Annotated in this window: 20 protein-coding genes; 6 read left to right on the plus strand and 14 right to left on the minus strand. The window is 49.5% G+C overall.

Annotated features, from left to right (window positions below; translation table 11 throughout):
• Positions 1 to 26 precede the first annotated feature (26 nt).
• From WCN91_RS10445 to WCN91_RS10480, 8 genes are all read right to left on the minus strand, one after another.
• The gene (locus tag WCN91_RS10445) at positions 27 to 1283 is read right to left on the minus strand and encodes an NAD(P)/FAD-dependent oxidoreductase (RefSeq protein ID WP_342678795.1); all 1257 of its coding nucleotides are present in this window, start codon (positions 1281 to 1283) and stop codon (positions 27 to 29) included.
• Entirely contained in the window at positions 1280 to 1987 is a 708-nt protein-coding gene (locus WCN91_RS10450; protein ID WP_342678797.1) for an SDR family NAD(P)-dependent oxidoreductase, read from the minus strand. The genes WCN91_RS10445 and WCN91_RS10450 overlap by 4 nt, the downstream gene beginning before the upstream one ends.
• Positions 1984 to 2412 carry a nuclear transport factor 2 family protein gene (locus tag WCN91_RS10455; protein ID WP_342678799.1) on the minus strand — a complete coding sequence of 143 codons (429 nt, stop codon included), beginning with the start codon at positions 2410 to 2412 and terminating at the stop codon, positions 1984 to 1986. The genes WCN91_RS10450 and WCN91_RS10455 overlap by 4 nt, the downstream gene beginning before the upstream one ends.
• On the minus strand, positions 2405 to 3802 hold the full coding sequence (phrB, locus tag WCN91_RS10460) for a deoxyribodipyrimidine photo-lyase (RefSeq protein ID WP_342678801.1): 1398 nt from the start codon (positions 3800 to 3802) through the stop codon (positions 2405 to 2407). Before phrB ends, WCN91_RS10455 begins: the two co-directional genes overlap by 8 nt.
• Positions 3802 to 4752 (minus strand): YbgA family protein, encoded by a 951-nt coding sequence (locus WCN91_RS10465; protein WP_342678803.1) that lies wholly within the window; start codon positions 4750 to 4752, stop codon positions 3802 to 3804. Before WCN91_RS10465 ends, phrB begins: the two co-directional genes overlap by 1 nt.
• Positions 4752 to 5438, minus strand: coding sequence for a ChrR family anti-sigma-E factor (locus WCN91_RS10470; protein ID WP_342678805.1), 687 nt, complete (start codon positions 5436 to 5438; stop codon positions 4752 to 4754). Before WCN91_RS10470 ends, WCN91_RS10465 begins: the two co-directional genes overlap by 1 nt.
• Complete coding sequence (locus WCN91_RS10475; protein ID WP_342678849.1) at positions 5431 to 5988, minus strand: sigma-70 family RNA polymerase sigma factor; 558 nt, start codon at positions 5986 to 5988, stop codon at positions 5431 to 5433. Before WCN91_RS10475 ends, WCN91_RS10470 begins: the two co-directional genes overlap by 8 nt.
• Positions 5989 to 6460: 472 nt before the next feature.
• On the minus strand, positions 6461 to 6733 hold the full coding sequence (locus tag WCN91_RS10480) for a hypothetical protein (RefSeq protein WP_342678807.1): 273 nt from the start codon (positions 6731 to 6733) through the stop codon (positions 6461 to 6463).
• A gap of 305 nt (positions 6734 to 7038) precedes the next feature.
• Between WCN91_RS10480 and trhA the strand changes: the two genes are divergently transcribed.
• Entirely contained in the window at positions 7039 to 7665 is a 627-nt protein-coding gene (trhA, locus tag WCN91_RS10485; protein WP_342678810.1) for a PAQR family membrane homeostasis protein TrhA, read from the plus strand.
• Positions 7666 to 8015: 350 nt separating this feature from the next.
• On the opposite strand, the gene WCN91_RS10490 is transcribed toward trhA, so the two are convergent.
• Both WCN91_RS10490 and WCN91_RS10495 read right to left on the minus strand, forming a co-directional pair.
• The gene (locus tag WCN91_RS10490; RefSeq protein WP_342678850.1) at positions 8016 to 8303 is read right to left on the minus strand and encodes an MGMT family protein; all 288 of its coding nucleotides are present in this window, start codon (positions 8301 to 8303) and stop codon (positions 8016 to 8018) included.
• Between the two features lie 7 nt (positions 8304 to 8310).
• The gene (locus tag WCN91_RS10495) at positions 8311 to 9195 is read right to left on the minus strand and encodes a LysR family transcriptional regulator (RefSeq protein WP_342678812.1); all 885 of its coding nucleotides are present in this window, start codon (positions 9193 to 9195) and stop codon (positions 8311 to 8313) included.
• Positions 9196 to 9317: 122 nt separating this feature from the next.
• Between WCN91_RS10495 and WCN91_RS10500 the strand changes: the two genes are divergently transcribed.
• From WCN91_RS10500 to WCN91_RS10510, 3 genes are all read left to right on the plus strand, one after another.
• On the plus strand, positions 9318 to 10403 hold the full coding sequence (locus WCN91_RS10500) for an efflux RND transporter periplasmic adaptor subunit (RefSeq protein WP_342678813.1): 1086 nt from the start codon (positions 9318 to 9320) through the stop codon (positions 10401 to 10403).
• Positions 10404 to 13472 carry an efflux RND transporter permease subunit gene (locus WCN91_RS10505; protein ID WP_342678815.1) on the plus strand — a complete coding sequence of 1023 codons (3069 nt, stop codon included), beginning with the start codon at positions 10404 to 10406 and terminating at the stop codon, positions 13470 to 13472.
• Between the two features lie 212 nt (positions 13473 to 13684).
• Entirely contained in the window at positions 13685 to 14788 is a 1104-nt protein-coding gene (locus tag WCN91_RS10510) for a glycosyltransferase (protein ID WP_342678817.1), read from the plus strand.
• Positions 14789 to 14800: 12 nt separating this feature from the next.
• Here the strand turns inward: WCN91_RS10510 and WCN91_RS10515 are convergent, their stop codons facing one another.
• The 4 genes from WCN91_RS10515 to WCN91_RS10530 all read right to left on the minus strand — a co-directional run bounded on the left by WCN91_RS10515 (position 14801) and on the right by WCN91_RS10530 (position 18468).
• Complete coding sequence (locus WCN91_RS10515; protein WP_342678819.1) at positions 14801 to 15388, minus strand: GDSL-type esterase/lipase family protein; 588 nt, start codon at positions 15386 to 15388, stop codon at positions 14801 to 14803.
• Positions 15389 to 15407: 19 nt separating this feature from the next.
• The gene (rluF, locus tag WCN91_RS10520; RefSeq protein WP_342678821.1) at positions 15408 to 16439 is read right to left on the minus strand and encodes a 23S rRNA pseudouridine(2604) synthase RluF; all 1032 of its coding nucleotides are present in this window, start codon (positions 16437 to 16439) and stop codon (positions 15408 to 15410) included.
• A gap of 48 nt (positions 16440 to 16487) precedes the next feature.
• Positions 16488 to 16742 carry a hypothetical protein gene (locus WCN91_RS10525; RefSeq protein WP_342678823.1) on the minus strand — a complete coding sequence of 85 codons (255 nt, stop codon included), beginning with the start codon at positions 16740 to 16742 and terminating at the stop codon, positions 16488 to 16490.
• Between the two features lie 550 nt (positions 16743 to 17292).
• Positions 17293 to 18468 (minus strand): DUF418 domain-containing protein, encoded by a 1176-nt coding sequence (locus WCN91_RS10530; protein WP_342678825.1) that lies wholly within the window; start codon positions 18466 to 18468, stop codon positions 17293 to 17295.
• A 442-nt stretch (positions 18469 to 18910) separates the two neighbouring features.
• Between WCN91_RS10530 and WCN91_RS10535 the strand changes: the two genes are divergently transcribed.
• Together WCN91_RS10535 and WCN91_RS10540 are read left to right on the plus strand one after the other, a co-directional pair.
• Entirely contained in the window at positions 18911 to 21064 is a 2154-nt protein-coding gene (locus tag WCN91_RS10535; RefSeq protein WP_342678827.1) for a M3 family metallopeptidase, read from the plus strand.
• Between the two features lie 132 nt (positions 21065 to 21196).
• The gene (locus tag WCN91_RS10540) at positions 21197 to 22108 is read left to right on the plus strand and encodes a hypothetical protein (RefSeq protein ID WP_342678829.1); all 912 of its coding nucleotides are present in this window, start codon (positions 21197 to 21199) and stop codon (positions 22106 to 22108) included.
• The last annotated feature ends 6 nt before the right edge of the window (positions 22109 to 22114 follow it).

A 22114-nucleotide genomic window follows, 5' to 3' on the forward strand; every position in this document is an offset into this window, starting at 1 on the left:
TTTCGGTCGTATCAAACGCCAGCGCGCTAGTCAAATTCGACTCCTAGTGCTTTGGCCACATCCACGGCGCTGCGCACGCCGTCTTCATGAAAGCCGTTATACCAATAGGCACCGCAAAAATACGTGTGCTGTTTACCATTGATCTCGTCACGACGTTGCTGAGCACGCAAACTCTGTTGATTAAACACCGGGTGGTGGTAGGTAAAGCGTCGGAGTATATGTTCCTCGGCGATAACCTCATCACCATTGAGGGTGACACACAGGGGTTGCTCAGAGCTAAGCCCTTGAAGAATATTCATATTATAGGTCACCACCGCGGCTCTATCGACATTATTGTCTAGGCGGTAATTCCAACTGGCCCAGGCCGCACGGCGTTTTGGCAACAAGGAGCCGTCGGTGTGCAGAACCACTGAGTTAGCGGTATAGGGTATAGCGCCGAGCACCTGCTGCTCGGCCTCGCTGGCATCATCAAGTAAGGCGAGTGCCTGATCCGAATGACAGGCAAACACCACGGCATCAAAGTGCTCGCTACGGCCATCATTAAGGTGAATGACTACTCCCTGTTCATTACGCTCTACCCTGTCTATATGGGCACACAACTCTATCCGCTCTTTAAAAGACTCGGTTAAAGGCGCTATATACTCGCGGGAGCCCCCTGGGATCACGTACCACTGGGGTCGGTTAGTGACATCCAACAAGCCGTGGTGGTAAAAGAAACGTACGAAGAAGTCGATAGCAAAATCATTCATCTGCTTCAGTGAAGTGGACCAAATTGCCGCCCCCATCGGCAAAATATAGTGCTGGCGAAAGAAATCATTAAAGCCGTGGCGGTCCAAAAACTGCCCTAGAGTATCTCCACCTTGAAAATCGCCCGACTTATACATGGCCTTACAAATACGATTAAAGCGCACTATTTGCCATAACAAATGCCAGAACTTGGGGCGCAACAGATTACGGCGCTGGGCAAACAAGGTGCTCGGGGTATGGCCATTGTATTCAAAGCCGCTCTCGCAATGATGCACACTAAAGCTCATTTGTGTCGGCTTCCGGCCAATGCCTATCGAAGCCAGCAGCTTTTCAAATTTTGGGTAGGTGCGGTCGTTAAAGACAATAAACCCGGTATCAACGGCCAGCGTTTGACCATCTAGGGTGATATCCACCGTGGCCGTGTGTCCGCCTATGTAGTTATTTTTTTCGAACACCTTTACCTGGTGTTTTTTGGCCAACAAGTGGGCGCTGGTTAAACCGGCAATACCACTGCCGATGATGGCGATATTTTTCACCGTACCATTCCTTTTGCTATTCGTAACCACAGCGACTGCGGTAACACCCGCAGCGCTTTCAAAATTAGGGTAAATCGTTTGGGGAAATGAATTTCAGCCTGGCGCTTGTGCAGGCCGCGAACAATGCGCTTAGCCGCATCCTCGGAGCTAATAGCCATGGGCATGGCGAAGTCGTTTTTGGCCGTTAAGGGCGTATGTACAAACCCAGGGTGGACCACACTTACATCAATATCTGGTAAATCAACGGCCAAAGTGCGAGCTAAATAGGTGACCCCGGCCTTGGCGGCGCCGTAAGCCTCGGAGCGGGTAATGGGCAAGTAGGTCACACTGGAAGAGACGATGGCCAGTTGACCACCGGATTTAATCTTGGGCAGCAGCGCCTCCAAACAATAACCTAGGCTCAGCAAGTTGCCGCGGATCACCCGCTCAAATAGGGCGCTGTCAAAATGTCGGGCATCGTCTATGTATTCACATACCCCGGCATTGAGCACCACCAAATCCAGGTCATCTATCTCTGCCGTGGCCGCGGTGATTTGCGCCAAGTCCGTAACATCGAAACGCAGCGGTATAATCGATTCATGCTCGCCCAAACCTTGCAGTGCCTCGGCGTTGCGACCACAGGCATAAACCTGATGTTCCTTGGCATACAAAAGCGCTAGCCTTTCGCCAATTCCCGAGGTAGCGCCGGTGATCAATATCTTCATACGCCGCTCGCTCGCTTTTCGATAAACTTAATCAACCCACCTATCACCGGCAGGTTGCGATAAAGCAACTGGCCGACATCAAAGTAGTCGCGATGCATAATCACTTGCACACCTTCAAATCGCAGCAGGCTATGACCATTTACCAACACCTCGCGCCCACCGTTTATACGGGGATGGCTAAAGGCCATGGTCCAATACAAAAAAGCCTGCTCTTCGCATTCAAAGCTGTCGCTGATACTAAAGCTGCAGTCCTTGATATTGGCGTACAGATTGGCGAAGTATTGATGTAATTGGTCGCGGCCATGCAGCTCATGGAGCGGGTCGATAAAATGAATATCCTGATGATAAATCGTATCGAGTAACGCCAGGTTATCTTTATCCAGACGCTGGTACATGGCGATGAAATCGGCAATGCGCTTACTCATGCTCAACCTTAAACCTTGCTAGCGCACGCGCACGTGCACTTTGGTGATCGACGATTGCCGGCCAGTAATCAATCCCTCCCACTTTTGCCATATACTGGTGCGGGAAATGGATCTCCTTAGTCGGCACCTTTTCTAGCTCTGGTAGATAGTTACGAATAAACTCGCCGTCCGGATCAAAGCGTTTGCTTTGGGTTATGGGGTTAAAAATACGAAAGTAAGGCTGCGCGTCGCAGCCGGTGCTTGCCGCCCATTGCCAGCCGCCGTTGTTGGACGCCAAGTCGCCATCGATGAGATGACGCATAAAAAAGGCCTCACCGCGACGCCAGTCGACTAACAAATGCTTGGTTAAAAAGCTGGCCACCACCATGCGCAAGCGATTGTGCATCCAGCCGGTACGCAGCAACTGGCGCATCGCCGCATCAACCAGGGGATAACCTGTTCGGCCCTCACACCAGGCCTTGAAGCCGGCGTCATCATCCTGCCATTGCAGTGCGTCATACTTGGTGTTGAAATTTTTATGCTTACAGAGCTGTGGGAAGGCGACCAATAAATGACGGTAAAACTCACGCCAAATTAGCTCGTTCACCCAGCTAAACAAATTACTTTTGGCGCTTTGCAGAATATCCGGATGCCGTGATTGCAGTTGCACCAACATTTGCTTGATGCCCACTATGCCCAGGGCTAAATAGGGACTCAGTCCGGAGGTGCCTTTGATGGCGGGGAAATCCCTGTCCTCGCCATAGTGTGGTAACTTCTCAGCGATAAAACGTTCGACGACTCCACCAAGCGCCTCATCGTCCACCGGCCACTTGTGCGAGCTGCCATCCCCGGTTAAGCACTCGGGTCGCTGCCATTGGCCTTGAGTCTTAGCGCGAGGCCAAGGGGGTAAGCTAAACTGAGTGCATTCGTACTGCCGTAACCATTGGCGTTTAAAGGGCGTGAACACCTTAAACATCTCATTATTTTGCGTCGTGACCGTGCCCGGCGGGGCAATCACATCGCCATCAAACAAGTGAAATGCCACTTTCGCCTGCGCCGCGACTTCAACACAAGCCTTGTCTCTTGCGCGCTCATTCACTTCATACTCGCGATTGACATACACGCTATTGCAGCCGAGCTTGTTACATAAACCCATTAACGCCGATGGCACCTCGGCAAACGTGGGGACGGCCAATACATGCAGTTGCACGCCATAGTCGCTCAGTTGCTGCCCCAGGTAATCGACCCGACGCAGCAATAAATCACGCTGTATGGGTGCCATATCGTGCGCTTGCCATTGCTGTTCGGTGACAAAAAAAACCGCATGCTCGGCACCTTGTTCGAGAGCGGCTATCAGTGCTTCGTTACTAAATAGGCGCAAATCGCGCCTAAACCAAAAAAGAGGTGTCATTAGATCCCGTATCTTAGTTTTAAATCGTTGGGGTGAGGGTTGAAGTACACCTGCTGCGCCAAATAGGGGTTGGGATGCACGTTAAGCTGGTGTTTCAATAGCGTCAGTGGCACATACAAGGGAACCAAGCCTTGGCGATAATCCTCGATGGCAGCACGCAGCTCTTCTTTTTCTCCCTTACTGAGATGACGCTTAAAGTAACCCTGCAAGTGCATCAGGGTGTTGGTGTGCGCCTTGCGACTGGCCGGCTTTTTCAACGCCGCCATCAATCCACTGATGTATTGCTCGGCGATGGACTCCAGCCCTTCACCTTGATGATGCCCAAGCAGTCGGCCCAAATCCCGATAGGCCTGGTAATTGTGACTCATCAATAAATACTTGTGCATGCCGTGAAAGCGGGTGAGCCGGTGCACGCTCAAGGGCTCGCGGCACAATTGACGCCAGCTGTGATACACATAAACGCGCATAACGAAATTTTCACGCAGGTGCATATCATTAAGGCGGCCATTTTCCTCACAGGGCAGTAAGGGGTTTGCTTCCATTATTTGGGCAGCAAAAAAGCCTACGCCCTCGGCGGTATTGCCGGTTCCCTCTTCGTTAAACACCTTAATGCGCTCCATGCCGCAGCTCGGACTTTTGGCACAAAAGATAAAACCGTCGAGCTCAGAGCCATATTTCTCGCCGATACGCTGACCGTACTCGGTCAGTTTATCGCCCACATCACCCGTACCATCGGGACGACACACTGTGATGACGTCTCCTTTACGCACCTGCCTGATCGTGGGTCTGGGGATGGGCAGTCCGATGGCAACCTCGGGACAAAAAGGCACGTATTGAACATGCCTGGCCAGCTCATCCATACAAAAGTTAGAACGTTTGTGGCCGCTATCGAAGCGTACCTTTTCGCCGCTTAAACAGGCACTGATGCCAATTTTAATGTCTTGGTTCATTAGTAGATCAGCTCACCAATAGGATTCAATAATTTACTCAGGCCCTTATTGAAGTGCAGCGCACTGTTCACCACCGCCAGACACAAACAACCCTCCTCTGTGTACGGAGTGTGCTGATGTCGGTGATCAAGCCACATAAAATCGCCGGCCTCATAGGTGCCCAGCTCGTCGCTAAAACTGCCATCTAGCAGCAAGGTCAGCTCAAACCCGGTGTGGGTATGCTCAGGAATGGTGCCGCCTGGAGCGATGTACAACAGGCTGGTGCGCATGCTGCCCTCGTCCAGTTCCAGGCGCGAGCGCGCCAGTTTGCCCGCTTGCATAAAGCGACCCATGCCGATATGGCTTAAGGCCCGCGGCAAGGTGATGGTTTTGTCGCCAAAGCGTAGCTCCTTGGAGCTGGCGATACTAAAATCATCGCGCAGGTCGTCGGCGGTGATGTCGGCCATCATGTTAGCGAACTCATCTCCGAGCTCCTCATCGCACTCTTTAACCTCCACCAGCGACATGTCTTCCATAGCTTCTTCGGCAAAGGCACTGTGAGCACATTGCCCCTCAACAGTGGCAGTGTATTCGGCGCAGTGAGTACAGAGCTCCAGGTGCGAAGCAATCGCCACGCTAATGGAAGCCGGCAGTGCTCCTTGCACATATTGCAGGAGTAATTCTGAGTTGGGATGATACTTAATCATGCTCCGCTCCAAGGAAAGTTCTAAGCTTAGCTAAAGCCAATCGTAACCGTGATTTCACAGTACCCAAGGGGACGCCTAGCTGCTGTGCCATTTGCTCTTGAGAGAGCTCTTGAAAATAAATCCCCTTTACCACTTCGCGCTGCGCCAGCGGCAGTTTGTCCACATGTTTAAGCAACAGCTGAGTTTCGAGGTGATCATCGAATTCAGCTGGCTCGGGGCTTTGCAAAGTCGGCCAAATGTCTTCACTGAGGTTATCTTCCTTGTTACTGCGCATCTTACGCAAAGCATCGAACGACGCATTACGCATAACGGTATAGACCCAGGTGGTCGCCGCGCCCTTTTCTGGATGGTACAAGTGCGCCTTACGCCACACCGCGGTCATGGTGTCTTGCACCAATTCCATGGCCGACGCCTCATTATTAAACTGTTTTAAGCCGAAGCGCTTAATCTTGGGTGCAAAATACTTAAACAAGCTGGCAAACGCGGCTTTGTCACGCTCAACAGCTACCTTGACCAAGGCATCGCTAAGATGCTCGGTTGACGACATCATGTTTTGTCCTTCACCATGGCTTTCTTCCACCTTGTGGGAAAGCAGTGAGTATTGCCGCCGATTCGGGACATTGGACGCAATTTGCAAGGCCATCTGCTATCTCAATAAAACTCTTGATAGCGACCAATACGCCCACCGACGAGCAATGGATCACTTTATTTTTAGATACTTATCAGTATGGGGGAGAAGCCCAGATTGAGCAAAGACTATAGACAAAAATGTCCATATTTATTGTTGATAATCAATAAGTAGGAAGTTTAGAAAGGAGATAAGTAAGGCTTGGTTTGACTATAATTGTGCTCGGCCAAGATGCAAAGGGGCTGGCCTATAGAAGACACAAAGGAGTTACCAAAAAGGGCTCGGTGGTAGGTACTACTTAGCCCACCAACCGAGATGACGACAGAAGCTTAAGCCCTGGTAAGTGCCAAATAAGCTGGCGACGGGCAATAACATCAAGCCTAACAGTGCCAAATTAAGCGTCATGGTCACCACCTTTTTTTGTCGCTTCAGATTGCGCTTGAGCTTTATCATCGCCTTGGCTTTGCTGCTCTTGTACATTGCTTTCAAACAAGGCTTTAGTGGCTTCGCGCAGCGCCGCTTTTTGAGAGCTAACCAAGGTTGAAAATGCCTCGTTAGCCGCCTCTTTAACCGCACGCTCGATATCGTCGGTTAAGCTGTTGGCATGAGCGCCCATACTTAGGGTTAAACTTGCTGCTAGGATTGCTGCTTTAGTAAATGTGTTCATAATGGTTGTCCTGTTGTGTGCCTGTTAACGTGTCATTAAGTTAGTCGCAATATCTATTTCAAAGGTTGTGCCAAGGTAAAAATATTTTTTATCTTATTGTTTTTACTGGATTTAAATTTACACACCTTAATTTGCTTAAAATTTAAATAAAAAGGTTTGACTAAAAAATAGCTTTTTTAACAGGTGAATTTGTGTTTTTAACCACAGCGAATTTGCAATAAATTTTCGGTGTACAAGTGTACGCTCAATAGTTATAGTCTGGCTTGCACCCATCGAGTCCAGCAAACAAAAACAAAGTGAGCCCTATGCAAATAAGCAGCTACTCAGCGGCAGAAGAAAAAATTAACTGGCTTAGTCATGGACTTGGCGCCCTATTAGCCTTGGGCGCACTGGTGGCCATGTTGATGATCAGTGAAAGCACCACGGCAACCATCTCCTCGGCCATTTACGGCGCTAGCTTATTGTTGATGTTTGTCAGTTCCACCTGCTATCACGCCATCAGTCGCAGCAGCATTAAGGCAATTTTAAAAAAGCTGGATCACAGCGCCATTTACCTATTAATTGCCGGAACCTATACGCCTTTTTTACTGGTGGCGCTGGGTGGCTATTGGGCCTGGGCGGGAATGTTGTGTATTTGGGGTTTGGCATTATTTGGAGTGATCTTTAAGCTCTGCGCCAAGGTGCCGCGCCCTCGGGTGTCACTGGCCACTTACTTGATCATGGGCTGGATAGCGCTGGCCTTTGTCTACCCGCTGTATCTGGCCTTACCAGGACCGGCGCTTTGGTTGCTGGTACTGGGCGGGGTAATTTTTAGTCTGGGCACGGTATTTTATAGCGCCAAGCATCGCCAATACAGCCACGCGATTTGGCATATTTTTGTACTTGCCGCCTGCCTGTGCCATTTTCTCGCTATTTACTTGTATGTGATTTAGGGTCTGTTGACCTTTGTTGTTTGTTTCTGCAGCCGTTTGTAGTGTATTTATACAAGGCGGCACATGTGTGGTGTAGTTTTTCTACATAAACATGTAACAACACAGTAGAAATGCGCTACAAGCGCTGCCCTACGGGTTCATCTAAACGCATCCTGCTCTGTGTTACTCGCTATGAACATAGGCGAGCAAGACCGAAGCAATGCTTCGCAGCTTAGCGAGGTGAGCGCATGGATGCGCGATGTAACCAAGCTTCATGGATGAATTTGACGACATAAATCAGTGATTATATTCATCAGAATGCGTTTAGATTGAACATAAAGTAAACCGCAAAGATAAACAGACCCTAGGGATTATAGCTTCCAAGCGAACTTGGTCATACTCACCTTGCCATTAGTAACCAGTACACCTTCGGCCAACAGCGCTTGTTGTTGGCGCACTAAACCATCGCTGCCTTCGGGGAAGGAAATTTTACCCTGACTATTGAGCACACGGTGCCAGGGAATGCTTGAACCCGGCGGCAGCGTCTTTAGCGTATGACCCACAAAGCGGGCATAACCGGGCAAGCCAGCCATTTTCGCTACCTCACCATAGCTGCATACTTTACCCTTGGGAATAGCAGCCACCACCTGATAGATCATGGTTTTTTTATCCACGGGCTATGGCCTCCAAACCTTGCCACAGGCTGCGTGCCACTGGGCCATGATGCGCCGAGTGACGTCGAAAGGCGCGAATTTGCGCCCTAAAGGAGTGCTCCCTGTCACTGAGCGTCAGCACCTGTAATTGCCCTGAATCAATTTCCTGACGGCATAAATCCAAGCACATTAGCGCCCACCCTGCACCGTTAAGCAAGAGCGAGCGCAGCGCAAAAATATCATCAACCTTAAGTTTGGCAACCTGATTTAAAAACGGCATGCGCCCATGTTCAAAGGGCATACCGCTTTCATACATGGCGACGCAAGGGTATTGCTGTAATTCTTTATAGCTCAGACACGGCTCGCCGATAAGCTGTGGCGAGGCCACCAGTCCCACCTGAATTTCTCCCACTTGGATACTTTCCAAATCGCCGGTGGCATGGAAAATATCATACCAGGGGCCAATACCTAAGTCCGATTGACCGCTGTTGACCTGCTCCAGGGCACTGAAACGCTTACCACTGTCTATGGCAAAATCTGTATGGGGAAACTCATGGTAACAGGCTTTAAGTATGGCGCTGAGCTCCTTACCAACACAGACCTGATCGTAGCTCAAACGAAGCAAGGGTTCATTGCCATTGGCCAGCTCACTGCCAAATGCGCCGAGCTCCTGTAAATCCCGCAACAGGTATTGGGCGCGGCGACAATAAGCCTGCCCCTGCTCGGTCAGGGAAAACCTGTAACCGCTTCTGTCAACCACGGCAAATCCCACCGCTTCTTCAATTTTTTTAACCGTCATGGTCAATGCCGGTTGGGTTTTATGTAATTGCTGTGCCGCCTCGCTTAATGAGCGACTGCGTGAGAGTACGTCTAAAACCTGGAGCCATGCTAACTTCATAAATAAATCTAATCTTGTTCAAAGATATTTATAATTTTAATTTTATCTTATCCTGCAGTAATCTATGTAGCAATAATGGCCACAATTTCAATCATTAAGATCATAATGGGAGTCTAAAATTTATGCGGCGTATCCTTTCTTTCACCCTGCTTGCCCTTAGCGCAGCACTTGTTGGCTGTAGCGAGCCGGCCGAGCAAAGCAAGCAACCCGCGCCTGTGCGTCCAGTTAAACTACTTACTGTAGGTCACAGCGATGAAAGCATGATGCGCAGTTTCCCCGCTGAGGTAGTGGCACACCAGGGCTCTTATCTGGCTTTTCGCGTCAATGGCGAGCTGTTAGAGTTTCCTGTATTGGCTGGTCAACAGGTGCAAAAAGGTGAGTTGCTGGCCAAGCTGGACCCGCAAGACTTCCAACTGCAATACGATGAGCGCAAGGCCCGCTACGACCTGGCGACCTCGCAATTAGAGCGGGTGCAGGCCTTGTTCGACAAAAATATTACCAGCCGCGCCGAGCTGGATCAGGCCGTGGCCAATGCCCGTGTGGCCGAGTCGGCCTTTAATATTGCCAAAACCAATTTAGAGAATTCCGAGTTAAGGGCGCCCTTTGCCGGCACAGTGGCCAAGGTGTTCGTAAAAAACTTTGAAAACATTCAGGCTAAACAGAATATTTTACGCCTGGAAACTCGGGATCTGATGGATGTGGAAATTCAGGTGCCGGAAAAGCTGGTTGCCCGGGTCAATAAAGACACTCTCTATCAGCCAACGGTGATTTTTGATGGCTTCCCCGATAAATCCTATCAACTGAGCATCAAGGAATACAATACTCAAGCCGATCCTGCCACCCTTACCTACAAGGTGGTGTTCTCCTTGCCGGTGCCAACAGACTTTAACCTGCTGGCGGGCATGACGGGGCAAGTGTATATCGATGTCAGCAAGGTAACCAAAGAAGTGAAAGCCTGGCATAAACTGCCCGTTGAGGCGGTGTTCTCAGACCCTGAGCAGGAAGCCGAGGACAACAGTTATGTCTGGGTTTACAACAGCGAAACCGCACAGGTGCATAAACGCGCGGTGGTGGTCGGACAATTGCACCGCGACGGCATAGAAATTCGCTCTGGCATTGCATCCGGTGAGCAGGTAGTCGCTGCAGGCGTGCACTATCTGCAAGAAGGCATGCAGGTACGCCCTTGGCAAAAAGAGCGAGGGCTGTAAATGAACCTGGTTGCACTAGCCATCGAGCGCAAAGTTATCAGTTGGATGTTTGCGCTGTTTTTGCTGCTTGGCGGCATCTTTTCCTATTTATCTCTGGGGCAATTGGAAGACCCGGAATTCACCCTGAAAAAAGCCATGGTGATCACCGCTTACCCCGGCGCTTCTCCGCGTCAGGTGGAAGAAGAGGTCACCTACCCCATAGAGAATGCGATTCAAGAGCTGCCCTATGTGGATTATGTGACCTCCATTTCCTCCAATGGCAAAAGCCAGATCACTGTGGAGATGAAAAGCACCTACCGCAAAAAAGACCTTAAACAGATTTGGGATGAGCTACGCAGAAAGATCAATGACTTATCCTCATCCATGCCACCGGGTGTGTATCCCAGCAAGGTGATAGATGATTTTGGCGATGTCTACGGCGTAACCTTGGCCTTAACTGGCGATGGCTATTCCTATGACGAGCTTAAAGACTATGTCGACTTCTTAAAGCGTGAGCTGGTGTTGGTGGAAGGCGTGGGCAAGGTAACGGTTGCCGGCGAGCAGCAAAGCCAGGTAATAGTCGAGATGTCGACCCATAAACTGGCCCAGCTTGGACTTAGCCCCAATCATATTTACTCCCTATTACAAGCGCAAAATACCGTTTCCAATGCTGGCCGCGTTATGGTTGATGGTGAGTCTATTCGTCTGCACCCCACCGGCGAATTCGATGATGTGGCCGAGCTTGAGCACCTGCTTATCTCCAGCCCAGGCGCCAGTGAGCTTATTTATCTTGGCGATGTCGCCCGGGTGTACCGCGAATATGCCGAAGTGCCCAGCCATATAGTGCGTTACAACGAGAAACAGGCGCTGCTTATTGGCCTTTCTTTTACCAGTGGTGTCAATGTGGTCGATGTGGGTACGCGTATTGACCAACATCTGCAAACCCTGGAATACCAGCGTCCACACGGCATGGAAATCGATGCCATATACAATCAACCAGCAGAGGTTGAAAGCTCAGTATCAAGCTTTATTCTCAGCCTGTTTGAAGCTGTGGCCATAGTCATAGTGGTGCTGCTGGTGTTTATGGGCGTAAAAAGCGGCCTGCTGATCGGTGGCATCTTGCTGCTTACCGTACTCGGCACCTTTATTTTTATGGCCCTGTTCGACATTAACCTGCAACGTATTTCCCTTGGCGCCTTGATCATTGCCCTGGGGATGCTGGTCGACAACGCCATAGTGATCACCGAAGGCATTCTGATTAACCTTAAACGCGGACAGACCAAGTTGCAGGCGGCGGTTAACATAGTCGATCAAACCAAGTGGCCCCTGCTTGGCGCCACCATAATCGCCATTACCGCCTTTGCGCCTATCGGTCTGAGCTCGGATGCCAGCGGCGAGTTTGCCGGCAGCCTGTTTTGGGTCTTGTTTATCTCCTTGCTGCTTAGCTGGGTGACCGCCATTACCCTAACGCCGTTTTTCGCCGATATGATGTTTAAGCAAAAACCTAGTGACGATACGAGTGCTGCTAAGAGCACCGATGATCCTTATCAAGGTGCGCTCTTTAGCGCCTATAAGTTTGTGCTTAGCCGCGCCATGCATTACGGCAAAACCACTATTATCTTGATGTTACTGATGCTAGTGGCGGCGCTGGTGGGCTTTAAATCGGTTAAGCAGTCCTTCTTCCCAGCCTCGAATACACCCATGTTTTATATCGATTACTGGCACTATCAGGGCGCCGATATTCGCACCACAAGCGAAGGGGTGGCCAAGCTTGAGCATTTCCTGCGCAGCGATGAATTGGTAAGTGAGGTGACCAGCACCATAGGTCAGGGCGCGCCGCGCTTTATGCTTACCTATGCGCCGGAAAAACAATACCCGGCGTTTGCTCAGTTAATCGTGCGGGTGCGTGACCGTGATGCGGTACTCACCATGATAGACAAGGTACGTGCTTATGAGCAGGCGCATATTACCGATGCCAAGCTCAAGCTTAAACGCATGGAAATAGGCCCCTCCACCGATGCTAAAATCGAGGCGCGCTTTTCTGGGCCCGACCCCGTGGTGCTGCGCCAACTTGGCGAGCAAGCCAAGAAGATACTGGCGGCGGATGGCGGTGCCTTCCATATTCGTGATGACTGGCGCCAGCGCTCCAAGTTGATCCGCCCTATCCTGAACGAGCAAAAGGCGCGACGCCTGGGCATTAGTAAAAGCGATCTCGACCAATTGCTGCTGACCAGTGTCAGCGGTAAAACCGTGGGCCTGTATCGCGATGGCACTCAACTATTGCCAATTATTGCCCGCAGCCCAGCGGAGGAACGCCTTAATGTGGAAAGCCTGCACGATTTGCAAATATACAGCCCAGTGCTGCGGGTATTTGTGCCCGTGACTCAGGTGGTGGACGACTTTGTGGTGCACTGGGAAGACCCGTTAATCATGCGCCGCGATCGCAAACGCACCCTGACGGTAATGGCGGATCATGATCTCCTTGGCGATGAAACACCAGCCAAACTCTTTACCCGTATTCGTGGTGAGATAGAAGGCATCCACCTGCCAAAAGGTTATGAGCTGCAATGGGGCGGCGAATTTGAGTCCGCCAACGACGCCCGCAGCGCCGTGTTCGGCTCCTTGCCGCTGGGCTATTTAGCCATGTTTGTGATCACAGTTTTATTATTTAACTCGGTGCGCAAACCCCTGGTTATTTGGGCCACTGTGCCACTTGCCATAGTTGGGGTCAGTGCCGGATTGCTGAGCATGAACGCCTCTTTCGGTTTTATGGCTCTGCTGGGGTTATTAAGCCTGTCTGGCATGCTGATTAAAAACGGTATAGTGCTGCTCGATCAGATAAATTTAGAGTTGGCCTCGGGCAAAGACCCTTATCAGGCGGTGTTTGACTCCGGCGTTTCCAGGGTGCGCCCTGTAGCCATGGCGGCGATCACCACCATTTTGGGCATGATACCTTTACTATTTGATGTGTTCTTCAAGTCCATGGCGGTGACCATAATGTTCGGCCTTGGTTTTGCCACCATACTCACACTGATAGTGATCCCCGTGTTGTATTGCAAGTTCTTTGGCATCCATAGCCATAAGCGCTAAACACAAAAGAGCCAGTCTTCGGGCTGGCTCAGCCCTGCGACAATGGCCTTTCCCGGCCAGCATCTGTACAAAAAATACAAAATATTCTTGTAGTAAACAGGTGTTCTTGTTCCATAAGAGCTATATAATTCAGACATTAAGCCAATTAATTTTATTTGTTTAATTGACGTTATAAGATTTAAACCTAAATTAAATAAATTACTTTTATTTATATGAAAAAAATAAAACTGTTAGCGGTTACACACCACAATCGAAAAAACATTAATCCTATTCGCCCTGAAGCGTCACAAATAATAGGCCTGCACCACAGTGGCGCAGTTGATGTAACGGTTTTGTGCAACCCTGGCTCAACCTTGATCCCTTACTTTGAACAGCACGGGATCAAGGTCATAACCAACGCTTTAGATAAAAAAGTATCTTTACAGACCATCAAGTTGATCAGGGAATATATCAAGGCTAACGATATTGATATATTGCATTTGTTTAACAATATTGCCTGTAGTAATGGCGCCACAGCAGCCATTGGCACTAAGGCCAAGGTAATTGCCTATCGCGGTCAAACGGGCAACGTCTCACGTTGGGATCCGACTGTTTACCTCACCATGCTTCACCCGCGACTGGATAAAATTATCTGTGTTGCCAATGCGGTGACCGAAGATTTACAGCAGCATATATGGGGAAATAAAGACAAAGCGATCACGGTTTATAAGGGCCATGACCAGTCTTGGTACCAAAATGCTCCTGCGGATCTCAGCGGCCTGCCATTGCATGACGGCAGTTTTAAGATATCTCTGGTCGCCAACCTAAGACCAAGAAAAGGATTGCATGTTTTAATGGATGCAGTTCAATTACTGCCCGAAGATTGCAACCTAGATGTACTACTAGTGGGTGCCGACCCTGAATCGCAAGCGATTCAAGAGATGATAAAACGAAGTGGTAAACCGCAAAGAGTCCATGCTCTAGGCTATCGTGAGGATGCACCCGAAGTGGCGGCAACCTGTGATGCTGTGGTATTGCCAACAACCAAGCGCGAAGGCCTATGCCGCGCCGTGTTAGAAGCCAATTCCTATGGCGTGCCAGCGATAGTTTCGGATACCGGCGGCAATGCCGAACTGGTAGCTGATGGCATTACCGGGATCGTTGTACCGCCGTCGGAGCCGCAAGCCTTGGCCGATGCCATTATGACCCTGTATAAAGATCGCGCTCTGTGTAGCAAATTTGGTGTTGAGGCGAAAAAGCGCGTTATTGAAAAGTTTAATGTACAGCAAGGTGTTGATAAGACACTGGAGATTTATCGAAACCTATTGGCAAATTAGGTGGGCGACAACCTAATTAACAACTTTGATTTGCTCAGCAACGGCCTCGGCCAACAGCCGATACCCTTTATCATTAAGGTGAATTTGGTCCGACTTATACTGGCTGTCACCGAGTAAGTCACTGAGGGTATCGGCAACCAGGGCTACCTGGTACTGCTCGGCCAATTCCTGGTACAGGGGCGCATCACTCAGGAAGAGCGACTTTTGCGGCACCGCCACCAAGATCACCTCTATCCCCTGCTGATGTGCCAGTTCAATCATGGCCGCCAGGTTACTTTTAACCGAATGCGGCTGTTTATTACGCAGAAAATCATTGCCGCCTTCGAGCAAAACCAACACCCTAGGTTGATGTGTGGCCAGGGTATCACCAAGGCGAGCCAGGCCCTGATGAGTTTGCTCACCGGAGACGCCACTGGCTATCACTTCTAAACCGGTAAGCTGCGCCAATTGCTCAGGATAGCTGCTGTGTTTAGCCCCCACCGACACGGTGAGACTGTCACCAAAGGCCAACACCTTGGCATCGCTGTTTAGCTCGAGTCGCGCCGGCTCGGAGCAGGCGCTAAGCAATAATAAAAATAAGGGAACGAGCCAAGATTTCATGCTTATCTCCTCAGTGATCTTATTTCTTTAAACTGAGCGTGCCGCCCACACGGCGCTTTTTCGGCGCCGAGCCCGCACCGCCTTGATTGGCTTTGCCGCCATTTACAGGCTTGCCAGATGGCTTACCATTAGGTTTGCTGGGCGATTTGCCATAGGGCTTATGGCTTCTTGGCGAATTAGCTCGCGGGGCTTTTTCTCCCTCTCGACGCTGATCTTGTCGTGATTGCTCTTGTCTTGGTTGTGTTTGACGTTGTCGTGCTGGTCTTTGCTCTGACTCGGCTCTTACGTCCTGCTTTGGCTGTTGTTGAACACTTGCAGCTGGCTGTGAATGCTCAGCGGTTTTACCCGAGTCGGCGATCATGGCATTGATTGTGGCCATTTCGCTTTCGCTTAGGTGACGCCATTGGCCGGGCTTAAGGCCCTTAAGGGTGACATTCATTATGCGGGTGCGCTTAAGCTTGGTTACCTCATAACCCAGGTACTCGCACATACGGCGAATTTGTCTGTTCAGGCCCTGGGTGAGGATAATACGAAAACTCTGAGTGCCGGTTTGCTCCACCTTACACTTTTTAGTGACAGTGCCAAGAATGGGAATGCCCTGCCCCATACGCTCAACAAAACGCTTATTCAGCGGCTTGTCGACCACTACCTCATATTCTTTTTCATGATTGTTGCCCGAGCGCAAAATCTTATTGACTATGTCGCCCTCGTTAGTCAAAAAGATCAAGCCTTCCGAGGGTCTGTCCAAGCGGCCAATGGGGAAAATACGCTCGGGATAATTAATGGCGCTGATAATATTACTTTTGATCTTACGCTCTGTGGTGCAGGTCACTCCCACGGGTTTATGGTAGGCAAGATAAACCAGCTTGGGCTTGGCTTTAAGCACTTTGCCATCCACCAAGATATCATCGGCATCACTGACCTTATCGCCCATTTGCGGCTGGCGGCCGTTAACGGTTACACGTCCTGCGGCGATCAGCGCATCGGCCTCACGGCGCGAGCAAAAACCGGTTTCACTAATGTATTTATTAAGGCGGGTAGCTTGGCTCATGTTTACTTCAATCTAGCTGTTATTGCCCCTATTGTAATCGACTCACCGCTAAAAATCCGCTTTAAAGTAGCGCTCAAGCAGGCTTTGTACGGCAAAGGGGTAGCTTTTTAGTTCCTTATGCTCGCTGCGGCTAAAATCCTCAAAATTTACATGCTGCCAATTGCTCGCCTCGACCAGGGGTTTAATTTGCGCCACATTGGTTTTATCAGCTATGGCCAATTTAAAGCGTATATGACGCTCAAGCTGCTGTGACTCAGCCAGATGTTCATGGTCGTAAATCACCACCATAGCCCAGGGCTTCATTAAGAAGTGACCACCTACCGAAGCGCTTAATTGCTCGGTATCAATGCGCTCTATAGCCTCAGGTAATGTGATAACAAGGCGGAATTTTTCTTATGTAGTTATTCTACATAGAAAAATTCCAACACAGTTAGCATGATATTTAGCCCGCTAGAATGATTAGCTATTTAAGTGAATTGGTATTACACCGTATGGCTGGCCTTCCTTGCCATATTAATTAGGGTCTGTTTATCTTTGCGGTTTACTTTATGTTCAATCTAAACGCATTCTGATGAATTTAGCACGAACCTATAAGGCATAATTCATCCATGAAGCTTGGTTACATCGTGCATCCATGCACTCACCTCGCTAAGCTGCGAAGCATTGCTTCGGTCTTGCTCGCCTATGTACATAGCGAGCAACACAGAGCAGGATGCGTTTAGATGAACCCATAGGGCAGCGCTTACAGCGCATTTCTACTGTGTTGTTACATGTTTATGTAGAATAACTACACTACACATGTGCCGCCTTGTATAAATCCGCTACAAACTGCTGCAGAAACAAACAACAAAGGTCAACAGACCCTAGTATTTTTATTCTTGTCGCTATACCAGTGCCGCCACAGCCACTCCGCAGGACCTAGCTTGAAAACGCGCAGATACAGGGGGCAAATTACCAGACTGATCACGCTCACTAAGGCGGACAACAGCAAATAATCCTGCAACTGAAACTCACTCACTATTTCGCTTCCAAAAAAGTGGATCAACACCAGCATAAACAGCGACTGGCTTAAATAACAGCTCAAGGACATTTTCCCAACACTGGCCAGCGCCCGAGTAAAAACATTCTCGGTAAATGACCAACGATACAAGAGGTGCACCACAATCAGCGCGGTGCAAAAACCACTAAAAGAGCTGGCAACCAGGGCCAGTAAATCGTTAAAAGCGCTGGCGTCATACCATTGCCGCGAACTTAAATAGGCGCAGCCAAGTAGAGCTGCAATGAGCGCCAAGCTATGTGTCAGCGGCCAAGGTCTTACCAAAGCGCCGCTGCGCCAAGCGGCGACGGTTAACAGCACCATACCCAGTTGCTGCCAAAGAATCCCCAGCATTAATGCCAACAGCATCAAGGCACCATTACTGGCGTTAGCTTCACGAGTGCGCCAGAAGTTGCCATCGAACTGGGCTAAAAAAGCCTGATAGTGAGGATCGTTAAACTGCACTTGCGGTTCATTTGTCAAAGCGCCCAGCACCAACAGCAGGGTACTGCCAAAGGCCAAAAATGCAATGCCCTTTAGAGTGAGTTTAGAACTAGGATTAGCCAGCATGGGCAAGGCCAGCAAACCGGCAATGGCATAACCAATAAGAATATCGCCGGCCCAAAACAACAGGCAATGGACAAAGCCAAAACCCAGCAGCACCGTTAAGCGGCGCTGTAATTTAGGGATGGGCGCTTCATGCTCATAACAGCGCTGCCATTGGATCACTAATCCTAAAGCGAATAACACCAGGAACAGACCACGAAAACGCCCTTCCAGCGCGATATCTGCAAATCGGGTCAGTATTGCATCGCCCTCAGAGAGCGGCAGCGGTGGCACATAGCCATTGGCAAAGTCGATAAAATACGGGGCATTAAGAAAGAAGATCCCCAAAATGGCAATCCCCCTGAGGATATCCAAATCAGGGCGGCGTCCCTCGCCCACCAGGGCATGATAGGGCCCGGAGGATTGAAATAAACTCGATGCAAACACGGCTAACTCCGATGCCATTATCTAATATAACTAAGGCTAACATAGGCTTATGCCTATTCAGTAGTTAAATTAAGTGGCGTCTTGCCGTGCATAAAACCACCAATTTAACCTCAACTCATGCCTAACCTTGCGCAAAGTTGCCTTTAAAAGAACTAAAAAGTGACATAGAGCCAAGGTATTTACGATAAAATGCCCGTAAATGCGGCCAAGTTACTTGTTGTTGGACCTTATCCGCAGTAATGTGGATGTTTTAGTGCATGGATGTCGGCGCCTTTGAAGCTATGCTTCTGAAACTATGCTCCCTTAGCTGTTTCCTCACGCCGCTGACACTGGCATTACTGCGGGCATAACCTGGCCATAATCGCGATTTATCGCCTAACGCCATGCACTGCTGTACCAGCGCACCATAACAATACAACCTTAACAACATTTGGAGTAAACAATGCGTTTATCCGTTATTGCTGCCGCCCTGAGCGCGACAACATTATTGGCCGCCTGTAGCGAGCAACCTAGCAACAACCAAACTCAAGCCGCGGCTAAAGCTCCGGTAACACAGCAAGTAGCTCAAGAAAACCTGTTCCTAAGTAAAAGCCCATTGCCTTATATGGCGCCGGAATTTGATAAAATTGGCACCGAGTTATACGAGCCGGCTTTCGATGCCGGTATTAAAGAGCAGCGCATTGAAATCGATGCCATTGCCAACAACCCAGATGCGCCTACATTTGAAAACACCCTAGTAGCCATGGAGCAATCGGGCACTATTTTAAAGCGCACCCGCGCGGCGTTTTCTAACCTGTCTGGCCTAATCTCTGATGACGAATATCAGCGTATCAACACCAAGATGGCACCTATTTTCGCCGAGCACCGCGATAATATTTTCCTAAACAAGGCCCTGTTTGATCGCGTTGCCGCTGTGTACGACGCTAAAGACGCACTATCAAAAGAAGATCAGCGTCTGGTTGATTACTATTACAAGCAATTTGTACGCGCCGGTGCCAAGCTAAACGAAGAGCAAAAGCAGCGCATGCGTGAAATCAACGGTGAGCTTTCTAAGCTAAGCACTCAGTTCTCGCAAAACATCATGAAGTCCTTTAAAGAAGACACCATTTTGGTGAGCGACAAGGCTGAACTTGCGGGCCTAAGCGAAGATGAGATCGCCAGCCTTAAATCTGCAGCGGAAAAAGCCGGCAAAGAAGGCTATATGATCACCCTAGTGAACACCACGCGCCAGCCTATCCTTTCCAGCCTTGAAAACCGTGAGCTACGTGAAAAAGTATGGCGTACATCGTCTGAGCGTGCGCAAAAAACCAATGGCCCAATCGCCATCGAAGAAGCACAACTACGCTCTGAAAAGGCGCAGCTACTTGGCTTTGAATCTTGGGCGCATTATCAGCTTGACGACCGCATGGCAAAAACACCTGAAGCCGTGTTCACCATGCTTGACGACCTGGCACCAAAAGCCGTGGCCAAGGCCAAGCAAGAAGCTGAGCTAATTCAAGCAGCGATTAAGAAAGACGGTAAAGACTTTGAACTACAGCCGTGGGATTGGGCTTACTATGGCGCTAAGGTACGTGCCGAACTGTACGATATCGATGCCAGCCTGGTTAAACCGTATTTTGAAATGAATACAGTGATCAACGATGGTTTGTTCTTCGCCATGAACAAGCTATACGGCATCACCATGAAAGAGCGTAACGACTTACCTACCTATCATGAAGACGTGTTCGTATGGGAAGTATTCAACGAAGACGGCAGCTCTATCGGTCTATTCTACCTTGACCCTTATGCTCGTGAAGGCAAGCGTGGCGGTGCTTGGATGAGTGCTTATGTAAGTCAAAACCACCTGCAAGGCACCAAGCCGGTTATTTACAATGCGCAGAATATTCCTAAGCCTGCCGAAGGCCAGCCTACGCTAATGACCTTCTCTGAAGTAACCACCATGTTCCATGAATTCGGTCACGCAATTCACGGCCTGTTCTCTGACGTGAAATACCCGTCATTGGCAGGTACAGCAACGGCGCGCGACTTCGTTGAGTTCCCATCACAGGCGAACGAAGACTGGAATATCGAGCCTAGCGTGTTGGCCAACTATGCCAAGCATTACCAAACAGGTGAGCCAATTCCTCAAAAGCTGTTAAATAAGCTATTGGAATCACATACCTTTAACCAAGGTTTCGATACCACAGAATATCTTGCAGCCGCCCTGCTTGATATGGAATGGCACTCAATCGCCCCAGGTACCAAAATTGATGATGTGGCCGCTTTTGAGAAAAATGCTCTAGCCCGTCACGGCATCGATTACTACCCGGCTCCTCCGCGTTATAAGAGCTGTTACTTCAGCCATATCTTCGCCGGTGGTTACAGCGCGGGTTACTACGCCTACCTGTGGACCGAAGTATTTGCGGCCGACTCCTTCGCCCATATGCAAAACGAAGGTGGTCTAAACCGTAAAAATGGCGATCACTACCGTAAAGAAGTGCTATCTCGTGGTAACAGCCGCGACTTGATGCAAAGCTACATTGAGTTCCGTGGTCAACAACCAACCACAGACGCACTACTTAAGCGTCGTGGCCTAGTTGATGGCAACGTCAAATAACGTCTAGCTCCTGGGCTAAACAGCTAAATTTACAAAACGCGGCCACCCGGTCGCGTTTTTTTTGTATTTACCCACAAGCATATCCATCCCCCTGTTGTTATACTATAGGGCGTTGATTCTTCTGGTGTTGTTATGCTTAAAAAGTCGTTCGTTTTTCTCAGCATTATCTCCGTTCTGGTTACGGGGGTGATTGCCTCGTACCTGATTTATTATCTTTATCAGCACAAGTTTGTGACCCTGGATCCGCAATTAAGAGAAGTCTCCGGCATCGAATTCGATAAGCGTGGACGCTTGTGGGCCATAAACGACGGCGGCGACGGCCCGTATTTATATCAGGTCGATGAGCAGGGTCAGGTGCAACAGCGTATCGAAGTCACCAATGCCAAAAACATCGACTGGGAAGATATGACGCAAAACGAATTTGGTCACTTCTTTTTAGGGGATTTTGGCAATAACGAACATAACCGTCGCTGGTTGACCATTTATAAAATTGAAAACCCCATAGATATCAAATCCGGTGAAGCCTTTGCGGAGATCATTAAATTCACCTACAAAGAACTGTGGGAAGAGCCGCTGACGCCAGATCGGAAAAACTTCGATTTAGAGGCTTTTGTCGAGTACAAGCATAAGCTTTACTTATTTACCAAAAACCGTACCCAGCCTTTCGATGGTAAAACCAATCTCTATCGCATCGGCAATCATGCCGACAATTACGAGGCGGAATTTATTGGCTCCTTTAAAACCTGCACCACGGCGGAAAAACTCTGCTGGGTGACCTCGGCGGCCATGAGCCCGGATCGCACCACGCTGGCGCTGCTCGACTCCACGGATCTTTGGCTGTTTAAAAACTGGCAGGGAGATAATTTTTTCTCCGGCGAGGTACAAAAAGTAAACCTTGGCATAGTGACGCAAAAAGAGGCAGTGACCTTTTATGATAACAACACTGTGGTAATAGCCGACGAAGAGTTTAAAGGCATAGGCCGCAACATTTATATATTTAAGCTCGATGAGCAAAAGCTCGAGCCTATGGAACAGACAGAATAAAAGGAG

The sequence above is a fragment of the Pseudoalteromonas qingdaonensis genome (assembly GCF_038739665.1).
Taxonomy (GTDB): domain Bacteria; phylum Pseudomonadota; class Gammaproteobacteria; order Enterobacterales; family Alteromonadaceae; genus Pseudoalteromonas; species Pseudoalteromonas qingdaonensis.